The sequence below is a fragment of the Blastopirellula sp. J2-11 genome, assembly GCF_024584705.1.
In the GTDB taxonomy this organism is placed as follows: domain Bacteria; phylum Planctomycetota; class Planctomycetia; order Pirellulales; family Pirellulaceae; genus Blastopirellula.
On record NZ_CP097384.1, the window covers coordinates 4,280,920 to 4,294,701 of the forward strand.

Sequence of the window (13,782 nt, forward strand, 5' to 3'; positions counted from 1 at the left end):
GCTGATCGGGTTGCGCGCTCACAGCCAACCCAGATATTGCAGATAGCGATAAATCCAGGGATGACTCCACGGATTGAGCGCCGGGTAGGCCGCCGACGCTGCTGAAATCGCTAGTAAGATCGTCGCCGTCCAGCGCATCCAACGACGCTGGGCGCACCAATCCGCGGCCGGTTGCAACATCACCAGCCAGAGCGGGATCAGCCAAAATAGCCAGCGGAATCCCGAGCAGACCCCGCCGTAGTTGCGATCTTTTAACGGGCGAAACGTGTAAAACAAGATGCAGACGATGGTGAGCGTCGCCACCAAGATTGCGACGTCGCGCCAGTTGCGATCTTCGCTGCGCAGCAGCATGACGCCGCCGATCACCGACAAGATCCAGATCGGCGTCAGCGAGAAAACGCCGTGATGCCCTAGCAACATGTGAAACGCGTAAGTGAGGCGCGACGGTTCGCCCAGATCGACTCCCTTCTTTACGCCTTCGCGCCAATAGGTATCGGCGTAGTCGTACCAACGATCCCACGAGCGAATCTCGATCCCCTCATTCACTTTTTGCAGCGCCCAGCGACGATCAACCACCGGGTCATCCAGCACCCAGCGATCATCCGCTGCGCGGACTTGCAGCTCCGGCGTTTCCGAGAGCGTGATCCCCTGCTCTGTAAAGGCGGAACGAACAGCTGCAGGCACCTTCGCATCGTTCAACTCGCTCGCGGCGTCGGCTGCGACTTCTGCATCGAGCTGAGCAATCGCCGGTCCATCGCTGCGATGCGCGTACGGCGGCTTCCAACTTCCGTGCGCCCAATAGGTCGTTCCAAACGAAGCGATCGCGATAATCAACGCACCGGGAACGCCGGCCAGCAGCGTTTTGCCGGGCGCTTTGATCAGCAGCGCCAACCCCAACAAGCCAAGCAGGGACAGCGCCGGCAAGTCATTGGCCGCCGCAAACGCCGACGCCAAGCCGGCGCCAAAAAAGAGCCAACTTTCGCGGCGGCCATCGATCCAGATCCGCAATGCAAAATCGATCGCCAACATCGCGGCGACCGCGGCGATCAAATGATTGTTGAGCGTGATCGCGAACGTCGTCAAAAACGTTGCAAACGCCGCCGACGCAATCACAAAAATCTTGCCCCAATCGCTGCGGCCGTAGCGCTCGACCATCGAGACCAACGAGGCGAACATCACCAGCAGCAAGCCGACATTGGTAATCACCAACATGATCCGCGCGACATAAAACGGATAACCGCCGAGCGACAGCCCCATCACGTTCTTCACCACCCAGTACTCGCCGGCCAACAACACTGACAACAGCGGCGGCTTGCTCGAGTAATAGTGTCGCTTGCCGTCGGCGCCGACATGATAGACCTTGTCGATCGAATCCCAGCGGCGATCGGCGATCACGTCATCAATCGCGAACGTCCCGTGATCGACCAGCGAACGAATCGTCGTCCAGCGGCTCCGATCATTGGCGCTCATAAAGGGGTGCTTGCCATGGTCGGCGCGCATCTGGCCGATGCGGCCGATGATCGAGCCGACGCTCGCGGCGATCAACAGTGCGTAAATCGCCAGGCGTAATTGTCGGTTTGCGTCGTCGGTCATACAGATTGGTCAGAGCTTGAATCGTGAGGTTTGAGATAGCCGGCGGTCTCCGAGATCGAGTAAGGAGATTGGCCGCGTGAGTTTTGCGCCGTGATCAGTTCCGCCAGCAAACCGACCATCAAAAATTGCGTCCCTAACAACAGCGCCGTGATCACGTAAAAGATCATCGCCGTTTCATGAATATTGAGCGGGGTCAGTCCGAGCGCCGGAATCCGAGACAAGCACCACCAGATCGCCAAGACCGTCATCCCCAATCCGCCGAAAGCGAAAAAGGCGAGCCCGATCCCTCCCAGCAAATGCTGCGGACGCTGTCCAAAGCCGGTGATAAACTTGACCGTCAGCAGATCGAGAAAGCCTTTGAAGATCCGAAAGAAGCCGTACTTCGATTGACCATGCTGCCGGGCCCGATGTTGAATGACGATCTCGCCGATCTTCCAACCGCGCGCCGAGGCCAACACCGGCACAAAGCGATGCAGTTCGCCGTATAAGCGAACTTCTTCAAAGATCTCGCGGCGATAGCATTTCATGCCGCAGTTGTGATCGTGCAAACGAACGCCGGTCAGCGTGCTGACCATCCAGTTGAAAATGCGCGAAGGCAAAACCTTGTGCCAGGGATCATGCCGCACTTGCTTGTAGCCGCTGACGACGTCAAAGCCCTTTTCGATTTGTTCGAGAAAGCGGGGGATCTCGTGCGGATCATCCTGCAAGTCGGCGTCGAGCGTCATGATCAGTTCGCCGCGGGCCACGCGAAATCCAGCATCCAGCGCCGCAGCTTTGCCAAAATTGCGGCGAAAGCGAATCGCTTTCACCTGCGGGTCGCTTTCGGCGAGTTCGCGCTCCACTTCCCAAGATGCGTCGCTCGAACCGTCATCGACGAAGATAATCTCCATCGGATAGCCGTTCGCAGCGGCGACCTCGGTCAATTCTCGATGCAATTCACGAAGACTATCCGCTTCGTTATAAACGGGGATGACGGCAGAAAGACGCAAAACACTCTCGTTTCGTTTCGAACAGCCAGGGGCCGCGTTAGCGAGCAATAGGCGGGGTGGGAACCGAATCATCGACCGCAGCATCGGCTGCTTTGCGTCGCGAAACGGCAAAAGGCAAGATATATAGAATAATTGAGATTACGATTTCCGCCACCATCCAGCAGACGCGCAGCATCACCGCCGCAACCACGGCGATCGGCCGGCCAAAGACCGGCGCGGTCAACTGCATCAGGATTAACTCGCGAATCCCAAATCCGCCCGGCAACAGCGAGACGAAGCCGGCGATCATCGCCAGACCGACCGCGGCGATCAATAACGGCAGCGCCTCCCAGGGGGTCGCCAAGGTCGCTACTGCGCCGGGAATGGCCTGCATCACCGCCAAATAACTGAGCCCCATCAAAGACCAGGCCACAAAATAAGCGCCCCAGCCGATCAGCATCAAGCGATAGTTGAGTCCTTCCAGATGTTCTTCCAATCGCGGATTGAGTCGGGTCACGCGCAAAAAAATCACGACCTTGCGAAAAATCGGCGGCAACGTCGGCACAAAAGCGCACAGGCCCAACACCACCGCCACCGTGATTAAGATCGCCTGCTCACGAAAAAGAATCGCCAGGATCGCGCCCGAATAGGCGGCGCCCACGGCGACCATCGTCAACGTTTCGATAAACACGGCGACTGCCGCGACCGTTTTCTCGACATGCTCTCCCTGCACCAGGCTGGTTCGCAAGACCACTACCATCGCTTTGCCCGGCACATACTTTCCTAAATGCCCGATAAAGAAGGCTCGTACAGCTCGCCCAAAGGTAGGCCGCTGCCCCAAAGCAAGCAGGACGCAGTACCAATAGGTAGCCATCGGCAGCGAAGCCAGCGCGTAGATAACGCCTGCCGCGACGAGCCAGCCCCATTGGATTGGCCCGACCGAATCGCCATGGGTGCGCATATCTTGCACGGCGCGATCGACGTTGTACCAAACCCCTGCGACCACCACGAGAAAGATGACGATCTTCGCCGCAAGCTTTAGCCAGCTTTTCCAGGAACCTTTCGGCGATGACTCAGACAACGGCAAACTCGATTTAGGTAATTCTTACGTAACATTCGTTGTTTATTCTGTGCCGAAATGGATTTTGCGACAAGCGCAGCTGGCTGCGAGCGAAATTCCGTCTGTTAGAATGCCTCCGATTCCTGAATATCCTCCTTTACCATTTCAGACGACGGAACTACTTCGGATGTCTTTGCCAAAAATGTTCTCGTTCTGGGCGCTCTTGGCCATCGTCGGCGTCGCCGCCTTCTTCACCTACCAGGTGATGTCGATTTTCCTGGTCCCCATGTTTCTCGCCGCGATCCTGGTCGTCATCTTTCGGCCGCTCCACGACTGGATCGTTGAGAAATGCAAGGGTCGCAACGCTTTAGCGGCCGGTGTGACGACCCTGATCATCCTGTTGATCGTCCTGGCGCCGATGATCGGCATCTTTTCGATGGCGATCAAAGAAACAATCGACCTGGTCCGCAGCGACGACCAGCCCAAGGTCGAAGAACGCTTGGACCGACTGCGAAAGCGAATGGGGCTGACGATCCCCAATCCCCCGCTTTACCACCAGATCGGTGAAGAGTTGGATAACCTGATCGACACTCCGCCAACGGGGCGATCGGCCGACGCCGCGACTTCGCTGATCACGCAACTGCGCGACGATCTGAACGCGTATCGCCAAGATTTGGGCGAAACGGCGATTCAAGAAGTCGAAACCGCCCGCGGATCGGACCTGAAAAATCGGGATCAATTGCTCGCAGACGCCCGAGCAGGGCGCATCGATCCGATCGCAAACCAACTGGCTGACGCGGCGCCAACCTCGCTGATCACCGGCGATGTGATCCAACGCTGGCGAAGCATGTCGGAGGGAATCGACCTGGTAAACGCCGAGCTGGGCGAAATCATCGATGCCGTCAAAAAAGAGCAGCTTACCCCTGGTGATTTAATCTTCGCGTCGCGAATGGAAGATGTGCAAACCTTGTTTCGCCGGCAAACGGTGGAATACCTAGGAGGACAACCGCTGGCGACGGCGCGGCTGTACGCCAATCCCGGCGATCGCGAAGCTTCGCGGCTGCAATCCCTCGCGATTGATCGGCTCGAAACGATCGTCCTTCCGGTGACCGGCGCCGGAGCTTCGTTCGTCGGCGCATTGATCCTCGGGCTGGGAATCTTGATTTTGAGTCTGTATTACTTCTTTTTTGACGGCCCCGCGCTCATCAGTGCGGCGATGCGGTTATCGCCGCTGGATGACGAATACGAACGTCAACTGATCGAAGAGTTTAGCCAGGTCAGTCGCGCCGTCGTCTTGGCGACCCTGTTATCGGCGCTCGCCCAGGGTTTGTTGGCCGGAATTGGCTTTTGGTTCTGCGGGCTCGAGTCGGTGTTTCTACTGATGTTTCTGACCATGACGCTGGCGATGGTCCCGTTTTTAGGCGCCGCTTCGGTGTGGGCGCCGGTCAGCGTTTGGCTGATTGTTGCCGAAGAAAGATTAGCCGCGGGGGTAGGCTTGGCAATTTACGGGGTTGCCGTTATTTCGCTCGTCGACAACATCATTAAGCCGTTTGTCTTGCATGGCCAGTCGAAACTACACCCGTTGCTGGCGCTGCTATCGGTCCTGGGCGGCGTGTCGGCGCTGGGCCCAATCGGAATTTTGGTCGGGCCAATGTTGGTTGCATTTATGCAAGTTTTGCTGAACATGTTGCGAGGAGAGCTCGTAAAAATGGGCGAAGCGGAGAACGCCAAAGATCCAAACTTGGCGAATTCCTCGTAACGGCCAGGGATTGCTGTCAAATGTCGCTTTCCTGTTTCCGGCATACTAGCTACGATGATGCCGGCATTTTTACGCTCGTGCCGTACGAGGAGATGGAAACGTGTACGCCGCCGCTATTTTAGTTGCTACAGCCGCCGTCGGAATTGATACAGGTTGGCGCCCCGCCAAGGATGACCCGCAGGGCGTTGAATACATCATTCAGATTGAGCCCGAATTATTCAAACGACTTCAAGACGGTAAATCGTCAATCGAAGGCGTTTTACCTCCCGATATGCCGATCGAGAACATTCGTTGTTTTCGCGTGCAAATCGGCGATGGAGAATTGCCGCGCGAGATGCCCGAACAGCCCGCCTCGTTCGAAGCTCCGATTGAAGACAACGCCACGCTGCGCAAAGTCGAAGCGTTAGAGTTGAACCCTGCGCCTAGCAGCAGTTCCGCGTCGACAGCGACGCCTCCGCTGAACGCGCTGGCCGCCGATGTTCCGACTCCGCGGTACAACAATACGCTTAGCAGCGGCGTCTCCAACTTTCCCAGCGGAGTCACGACCGGCGGTACGCCGCTGAATCCCAATACGCGCACGGCCAACGCCGCCGACACCAACCCGGCGCTGCGAGGCAGCGCAAGCAACTTCTCGATTCCCGGCAGCAGCACGACGACGCCGGTCGCGCCTTCGTCGTCCAGCAATCGTTTCAGTACGACTCCGCTGCCGTCCAACAGCAGCACGTCGACCACCTACCAAGGAAGCAGCGGCTATTCGAGCACTCCCACGACCAACCAAGGGAGCGAGTATCCCGCTTACACTTCGCCCCCACTCAATAACAACAGCACTTCCAATAACGGCCAAACATCGCAGCCTGGCGGCAGCACCTATCAGCGATTTGGCGACAACTACGCGACTCCCAGCACCGGACAATCGGGAAGCGGATTGAACTACAACACCGGCAATGGAAACAGCGGCAGCGGATATTCGTCGAACCTCAACAACGGTTCCACGAATAGCGGGACGAACAACAATGGTTCGTACAACAACGGCGGCCTGACGCCGATCAACAGTACGCCGCCCAGCCAAAATCAAAATGGGCAAAACCAGAACTCGCAAAACAACAATAACAACGGCAATGTGGTTCCCCCCTCGAATCAGCAGCCCAACCAAAACTACCAACCGCAGCAGCCCAATTACCAGCAGCCGTATCCTCAGCAACCAGCCAATCCGTATGGCCAGCCGAACTACGCCAATCCCTATCTGCCGGGGGCCAATCCTTACTATGCGTCGGCGCCTGGTTACCCAGCGCAGTACAATCCCTACCTGGCGGCTTTGCCGGGATACGGTACTCCGCCGTTAGCGCCGCCAGCTCAACAACCGCCGACTCCGACCCAAACAACACCGCCGGCTGCGGCGCCTTCGCCGAGCGATCGACCTGCTCGCGACCTGGAAGTAGAAAAACTGAAAGTCGCCGAACCAGTCGAACGTCCCTACTGGATGCTCGTGATCGTCGCGTTTCTCTCGCTCGGCTTCAACATCTACATGGGCTGGATGGTTGTCGATTTTCGCACCAAGTACCGCGATATCCTCGCCGGCTTCCGCGAACTGAAAGCGGCGAACTAAGCCCAACCAACAACTCGCTCACCCAAAGACGCCCACTGCGGCGTCTTTTTTTGTCGACAGCCGGCGCCTGTGAATAAAGGGGGTCAGACCCCAATTTTGCAGCAAAATTGGGGTCTGACCCCCTTTATTCACTCCCCTTCTCCACCCTGGCATATTTTTCTTTATGGACTTTTCGCATTTCTCGACTTGCGCCCCTGTAGCAAAATTAACGCGCAAAAGTCGCGCAGAAATTGCCGTATTCTCATCGTTTTGGAAACAAAACATCCCGAGAAATCAGAAGCGGGTTGCTAGAATATCGTTTTCACTTGGCGCAGGAAAAACCGCCGCAAAACACAGAATACGACGCCGTAGCACTTCCTCATGCATGCCCCGCTACGTTTCGTTCTACCATTGATAATGAGGTCTCCATGTCTCTATTCGCCGTGTGTCTGACACAAAATCAGCGCGCTTCCTTGTGGGCCGCCGCCATCGCTGCGACTCTCCTTTGCCTCTCGACCCAACCAACGATTGCGGCGGATGCGACTCCGATCGCCGAAGTCGATGAATTGGCCGATTTCGATCCCACGACATCCGACGATGTCACTCTATTGTCGGCACACATAGATACGCTGCGTGGCGAACTGGGTGGCGTGCAAGGAACCGCAGAAGAGCGCAAAGCCGAGTTCGTCAAGCTCATGCGCGAGATGGCCGTCACCTGCCAGAAGATCAAAGATCTGCAGGGAACCGGCGTTCCGCTCGCCAAAGCCAGCACGTTCAAGATTGTCTCGCTCAAAGAAATCGCCGCCGCAACCGAAACCGACGCTGACAAAGCGGCGTTTGAAGCGGCGCTGGAAGAAGGCGTCAACAGCGGCGTCGCCGACACCATCCAGATCGCGATCTACATGATCATCGACTCGCATGCGAAAGCGGCGGCCCGGGACGGAGCGAAACTCGACGTTGAAAAAATGCTTACCGACGCCCAGAAAAGAGTCGACATGGACCAGCCGGGCCTTCCCGGCATGATCGTGGCCAAGATTATTTCTCCCTACATCATCAGCCGCGATCGCTCTGAGGGTATCGCGGTACTCGCCAAGGCGATCGAGCTGAACGCCGACTCAGAAGATCCCGCGGTTCAAGCCGCGCTGAAAAAGGTCGAAGGGGTGCATCGCCGCTTGACGATCATCGGCAATCCGCTGGAAATGTCGGGAACCATGCTGGACGGTTCCGAGCTCGATTGGTCCGCCTATCGCGGTAAGGTCGTGCTGGTCGATTTCTTCGCAACTTGGTGTGGCCCTTGCCGCGCCGAAATGCCGCACGTCCTGGAAATGTACGAAAAATACAAAGGCGCCGGCTTTGAAGTTCTCGGCGTCTCGCTCGACGATTCCAAAGAGAACGCCGAAAGCTACATCGCCGAAATGAAACTCCCCTGGCAGACGATGTTCCCGGTCGAAGAATCGGAGCGCGGCTGGCGCCACCCGCTGGTCACCTACTTGGGCATCACCGGCATTCCGCAAGCGATCCTGGTCGACCCACAAGGGAACGTCATCGACCTGAACGCCCGGGGCGAAAAACTGACGAGCGAACTCAAGCGTCTCCTCGACGCCGCTCCCACGGCGCCGCCCACGGAGCAAGAAAAATCGTAGGGCTCGGCCTTGGCCCGCCGCACGGTAAACCGATCCAAAAGCCCGCGTTTCCTTCACGAAACGTGGGCTTTTTTTGCGCGGTGCGGTACGATCATTTAAAGCATGTCACAATCGCAAATTGCGAAATCCTCAGTAGGGTGCGTCTGGACCTTAAGTCCGCCCACATCTCACGCGCATGAATTCCAGATCTGTCGATTTCCTGATCGCCCGTGCTAGCGTCTTTAAATTGGGCGGTGGCTTATAGCTTGGCGTTTTGCATTGGATTTATCGAGACTTCATGGGGGAATTTAGGGTGGATTTCTGATTGGCGATTGCATGGATGAAAGAGGAGGCAACCTACTTTTTCACCAAGAACGGAGTCGATCATGAGCGTCACTCAACAAGCGAATCAGAGTTTGGGGCAAGCCATGTTTGGGCAGGCGGAGTTGGGCGACAAGCGACGCACCAACCGCGCGGTTGCGGCATTTGACTCCCTCTGTCGGCATCCCGGCGGGACGTTGCCCGAGAAGTTGGCGATAGGCGCGGAACTGAAAGGGCTTTATCGACTCTGCGAAAATGATGCGGTCGAGCATTCCGCGTTGATTGCGGCGATGCATGAATACACGCTCGCTCGCATCGAAGAGCATCAAGGCCCCGTTCTGGTCGTGCATGACGCCACCGAGTTGGATTACTCGACACTCTATTCGTTGACGGACGACCTGGGTCAGATCGGCCGCGGCAATCATCGCGGCTACATCTGTCAGAACGTGCTGGCCGTTGATTCCGAGTCGGGCGAAGTCTTGGGTCTGCTCGATCAGATCTTGCATTGCCGCGACGAAGTGCCTGAGAACGAAACGCTGCCTGAGCATCGCAATCGCGAGACGCGAGAAAGCCTGCTTTGGCCTCGCGGCGCGCAGCATCTGCCGGACGATTGGCGCTTGATTGACGTGGCCGATCAAGGGGCGAGCACGTTTGAGTTTTTCGAGCATGAATACCGCAGCGGTCGACGCTTTGTGATTCGCAACGGTAAATCTCGCAAGGTCTATCCGGGGCATGAAGCGAGCGGTCAAAAGCGGCTTTTACGGGGGTATGCGAAGAGTTTGCCGGAACTGGGACGTTTCACGATGGATGTTCAATCGCAACGCGGCAAGCAAGCCCGAAAGGCGCGGAAGCAGGCTGAGTTTATCTTGCGAGGAGGTCCGATTCTGCTCTGCGCGCCGCACGGCAAACATGGACATCACGGTAATGATCGGCTCTCCATTTATGTAACGTATGTCGAGGAAGCCGCTCCGCCGCGAAAAGAAAAACAAGTCAGTTGGCTGCTGCTGACGAACGAGCCTGTGCGTACGTTTGACGACGCTTGGCGCGTGGCTCAGTGGTATGAACGGCGGTGGGTTATCGAGGAATTTCACAAGGCGCAGAAGACCGGTTGCGGGATTGAGAAATTGCAATTCACCAACGTCCATCGCTTGCAACCGGCGATCGCGATGCTCTCGGCGGTGGCGTTAACCTTGCTAAATTTCCGCACGGCAAGTCGCAGCCCCGACGCCAAAACGCGTCCGGCGAGCGAAGTCATCGATCCGGAATATGTCGAGGTGCTCAGCCGCTGGCGACACGGGAAGTACGATGCAAACTGGTCCGTGTACGAATTTTTCTACGCACTGGCACGCCTCGGCGGTCACCAAAACCGTAGAAACGATAAACCGCCCGGCTGGCTGATCCTGTGGCGAGGCTGGGAAAAAATGCAGTGCATGATCGATGGATATCGAGTTGCGAAATGTGGGTAAACCTAAGGTCTGGACGCACCAAGAATCGCCATGTCGGCTTCCCAATTCATTCGCATGGCGACCGCAACCGAACCGAGCAGTTGCGTTACCACGCGCATGAGTATCGGCGATTGTTGGCAGGTTCGTGGTGCGTCTCGACGCACCCTACTTCACTTCTCCGGTGGCAGAATATCCGGATATTCAGGGGAAGTACTGGCCCTTATTGGCATCGTAGAACCGTGACTGAAACGCCGAATCCCTACCAATCTCCACTCGAAACCGAGTATCACGAAACATGGTGGTCGAAACTGCGCCGACTGTTCACGTCGCCAATCGCCAGACCAACTTTTGAACGCGGCGGCAAGATCCTCGCGGAAGGTATCGCGTTTTACCTCGACATGGATGACTCGGCGCGGCTCTATGCCGCTTCACCGTCTACTGTTCATACGGATGCTCGCCTGAATCTCGTCGTCTCCGAGGCGATTCGTCTGCTTCCGCTTTTCCTGAGCGACAACCCAACGCTGCAAGCTTACGTTCGGGGGCGGAAACTCACGGTCCGCCTGATTGATACTTACGCAAGCAACCCGGCCGAATTTGTGCGCGAGCATATTTTTGATTGGGACTACATTGCTGCCGTTCTCGAAGAGCCCCAGGACGGCGGATAACCAGGGGATGACGCCCGAGAACAACTCCCCCTTTGCAGCCAAGATTGTCGATTGACAAAGCGCACGGCTTCGCGGTCCATTATCAATAAAATCCATAACCGCAACAGAGAATCGCCCGTCCGTCGAAAGTGGGACGCGGCGCCGTTTCGACGTGCGCGACCTTCGGATTTGCGGTTCGCACCGAAGGTGAGAATTCCCTAGTACGACACTGGCCGATCCCCCCCCAAAAAAAACATGGTCCAGTCCTGTCCCAAGTTTCGCCCCGATAAAAACGGAGTCCGGTCCTGTCCTAGGTTTCGTCCCGAAAAAAACGGAGTCCGGTCCTGTCCCAGGTTTCGTCCCGAAAAAAACGGAGTCCGGTCCTGTCCCAGGTTTCGTCCCGAAAAAAACGGAGTCCGGTCCACTCGCCCTTTACTGGCGAGCGATTTCGTCGGCGATCTGCTGCGGGTTCAATTCTCCGGAGAGCGGCGTCATGCGGCATTCGCCTAGGCTGCGGAACCACGTGCATTGGCGTTTGGCGAATTGGCGCGTGCGGACTTTCACCTTTTCGATAGCGGCGGTCAGAGAGCATTTTCCTTCGAGATGATCGATCACTTCGCGATAGCCGACGGCCTGCAAGGCGGTGTCGCTGAGAGGAGTCTTGTGCGCGAACAGTTTTTCGACTTCGGCGACCAGTCCGTTGGCGAACATTTGATCGACGCGGCGATTGATTCGCGCGTGCAACTCGGCCCGCGGCCAATCGAGGGCGAAGACGCGGCAATCGGCGGCGTCGCGCCCTTCGTCAAAGTCGTTCTGCAAATGGCTGATCGGCTGCCCGGTCACTTTGTAAACTTCCAGCGCTCGGATCATCCGCCGCACGTCGTTGGCGTTGATGCGCGCGGCCGAAAGGGGATCGACTTGTTTCAAACGCTGGTGCAGCGCTTCGGCGCCGATCACCGCGACCTCTTCTTCGACGGTCCGGCGAAAATCGAGATCGGGCGCAGGCCCCGACGTGAGCCCGCGGAGGAGCCCTTTCAAATACAACGGCGTCCCGCCGACAAACAGCGCCTGTTTGCCGCGAGCGCGAATGTCGCGAACCGCCGCCGCGGCCATCTCCAGATAGTTGGCGATGCTCGAATCTTCGCTCGGGTCCAGCACGTCGATCAGGTGATGCGGGACCAGGGCTTGCTCGGCTGGCGAAGGTTTGGCGGTGCCGATATCCATGCCGCGAAACAGGGCCATCGAGTCAAGCGAGAGGATTTCGGCGTCGATTCTCTGGGCCAATTGCAGCCCGATCGCCGATTTTCCGCCGGCGGTAGGACCGGTCAGATACCAACAATCGAGAAAATCGACCTCTTCAGAAGCGTTCATCAGCGGGGCAACACAGTAAATTTCAAGAAGATTCGGCGGTTCCCAGGCATCACGGCAGGCCCAGGAATTTCGCAATTGCCCCTTCCCAGCTAGAATAGGAGGCTTTGCCGTCCCGTTCCCCTCGCTAGTAGTGAAGCCGCCCTGTGCCCAACGAATCCCACATTCTCGCTCAATTGATGGCGGTGATCGAGGACCGTAAGGCCAATCCGCCCGAAAAATCGTACACCACCAAGCTATTTGCCGGTGGAGTCGACAAAATCGGCGGCAAGATCATGGAAGAAGCGGCCGAAACGGTCGAAGCGGCCGGCGAACCCGGCGACGAAGGCCGAGCTCACCTGATCTATGAGTCAGGCGATTTGATTTATCACCTGTTTGTGTTGCTTTGCCATCAAGAGATCACGCTGGCCGAAGTCGAACAAGAATTGGCCCGACGATTTGGCGTCTCGGGCATCGATGAAAAAGCGTCGCGCAAAGCCGACGAATAAACGCGGCCGACCGCCCACCCCCGATTGATTCGCGACATGGAAAATCTCCGCATCGGCGTTCCCAGCAAAGGGCGCCTGGCCGAACTGGCCACTGAACTGTTAAAAGACGCCGGCCTCAGCTTCCGTCGCCAAGACCGCAGCCTGTTCGCGCTGGTCAAAGACGCGCCGGTTGAGATCACCTTTCTACGAACCGACGACATCCCGGTGTTGTGCGCTGAAGGCGCGATCGACATGGGAATCACCGGCAGCGACTTGGTCGCCGAAGCCGGAGTCGATGTCGTCGAACGCTTAGCGCTCGGCGTCGGCGGTTGCCGACTAGCGGTTTGCGTTCCGGATGACAGCAAGATTCAAACGGCCGCCGACTTGAACGGCGCCCGGATCGCAACCAGCTTTCCGCACGTGACTGAAACCTACTTGGCCCAACATGGCGCTAAAGCGCACATGGTCACCCTGTCAGGCAGCGTCGAAGTGATGATCTCGCTCGGCGTCGCCGACGCGATCGTCGATCTGGTCGAAACCGGCAGCACATTGGCCGCCAACCGGTTGCGGATCTTTGACGAGATCGGCCGTTACGAAACGATCCTGATCCAAAACAAAGAGCCGCGCCAGCAGGAAATGGCCGACCGCGTGGTGCGCCGACTGGAAGGGGTCGTGATCGCACGCAGCTATTCGCTGCTTGAGTACAACATTCCCCGCACCAAACTGGCCGAAGCCGAGAAGATCACCCCGGGCTTCAATTCGCCGACGGTCAACGCGTTGGAAGATCCCGGCTGGTGCGCCGTTCGCGTGATGGTTCGTCGTAAAGAAGTAATTCCGGCGATGGAGCGATTGGAAGTGATCGGCGCGTCGGCGATTTTGGAAACCCAGATCGCGAATTGCCGGCTGTAATTAATAGCGCATAAAAAATGCGAGACGCGTGAGAGCGTCTC

General features: G+C 57.4%; 11 protein-coding genes. 7 read left to right on the forward strand and 4 right to left on the reverse strand.

Annotation, left to right across the window (positions count from 1 at the left end):
* Positions 1-18: 18 nt before the first annotated feature.
* The 3 genes from M4951_RS16920 to M4951_RS16930 are packed head-to-tail and all read right to left on the reverse strand — an operon-like array spanning position 19 to position 3,642.
* Positions 19-1,593 (reverse strand): hypothetical protein, encoded by a 1,575-nt coding sequence (locus M4951_RS16920; RefSeq protein ID WP_262022828.1) that lies wholly within the window; start codon positions 1,591-1,593, stop codon positions 19-21.
* The gene (locus M4951_RS16925; protein ID WP_262022829.1) at positions 1,590-2,582 is read right to left on the reverse strand and encodes a glycosyltransferase family 2 protein; all 993 of its coding nucleotides are present in this window, start codon (positions 2,580-2,582) and stop codon (positions 1,590-1,592) included. Before M4951_RS16925 ends, M4951_RS16920 begins: the two co-directional genes overlap by 4 nt.
* A 37-nt stretch (positions 2,583-2,619) precedes the next feature.
* Positions 2,620-3,642, reverse strand: coding sequence for a YbhN family protein (locus M4951_RS16930; protein WP_262022830.1), 1,023 nt, complete (start codon positions 3,640-3,642; stop codon positions 2,620-2,622).
* A 166-nt stretch (positions 3,643-3,808) separates the two neighbouring features.
* On the opposite strand from M4951_RS16930, the gene M4951_RS16935 reads away from it, so the two are divergent.
* From M4951_RS16935 to M4951_RS16955, 5 genes are all read left to right on the forward strand, one after another.
* Entirely contained in the window at positions 3,809-5,380 is a 1,572-nt protein-coding gene (locus tag M4951_RS16935; protein WP_262022831.1) for an AI-2E family transporter, read from the forward strand.
* A 100-nt stretch (positions 5,381-5,480) separates the two neighbouring features.
* Positions 5,481-6,986: a hypothetical protein gene (locus M4951_RS16940; RefSeq protein WP_262022832.1), complete on the forward strand. Its 1,506-nt coding sequence runs from the start codon at positions 5,481-5,483 to the stop codon at positions 6,984-6,986.
* A gap of 407 nt (positions 6,987-7,393) precedes the next feature.
* On the forward strand, positions 7,394-8,608 hold the full coding sequence (locus M4951_RS16945; protein WP_262022833.1) for a TlpA family protein disulfide reductase: 1,215 nt from the start codon (positions 7,394-7,396) through the stop codon (positions 8,606-8,608).
* 365 nt (positions 8,609-8,973) lie between these two features.
* The gene (locus M4951_RS16950; RefSeq protein ID WP_262022749.1) at positions 8,974-10,374 is read left to right on the forward strand and encodes an IS4 family transposase; all 1,401 of its coding nucleotides are present in this window, start codon (positions 8,974-8,976) and stop codon (positions 10,372-10,374) included.
* Positions 10,375-10,592: 218 nt separating this feature from the next.
* Entirely contained in the window at positions 10,593-11,018 is a 426-nt protein-coding gene (locus tag M4951_RS16955; protein WP_262022834.1) for a hypothetical protein, read from the forward strand.
* 411 nt (positions 11,019-11,429) lie between these two features.
* Here M4951_RS16955 and miaA read toward each other — a convergent pair whose 3' ends face one another.
* On the reverse strand, positions 11,430-12,368 hold the full coding sequence (gene miaA / locus M4951_RS16960) for a tRNA (adenosine(37)-N6)-dimethylallyltransferase MiaA (protein WP_262022835.1): 939 nt from the start codon (positions 12,366-12,368) through the stop codon (positions 11,430-11,432).
* A gap of 143 nt (positions 12,369-12,511) precedes the next feature.
* Here miaA and M4951_RS16965 point away from each other — a divergent pair, with 143 nt between their 5' ends.
* Both M4951_RS16965 and hisG read left to right on the forward strand, forming a co-directional pair.
* A complete protein-coding gene (locus M4951_RS16965) occupies positions 12,512-12,853 on the forward strand; it encodes a phosphoribosyl-ATP diphosphatase (protein WP_262022836.1) in 342 nt (113 codons plus the stop codon).
* Positions 12,854-12,889: 36 nt separating this feature from the next.
* The gene (hisG, locus tag M4951_RS16970) at positions 12,890-13,741 is read left to right on the forward strand and encodes an ATP phosphoribosyltransferase (RefSeq protein ID WP_262022837.1); all 852 of its coding nucleotides are present in this window, start codon (positions 12,890-12,892) and stop codon (positions 13,739-13,741) included.
* Positions 13,742-13,782: the final 41 nt, after the last annotated feature.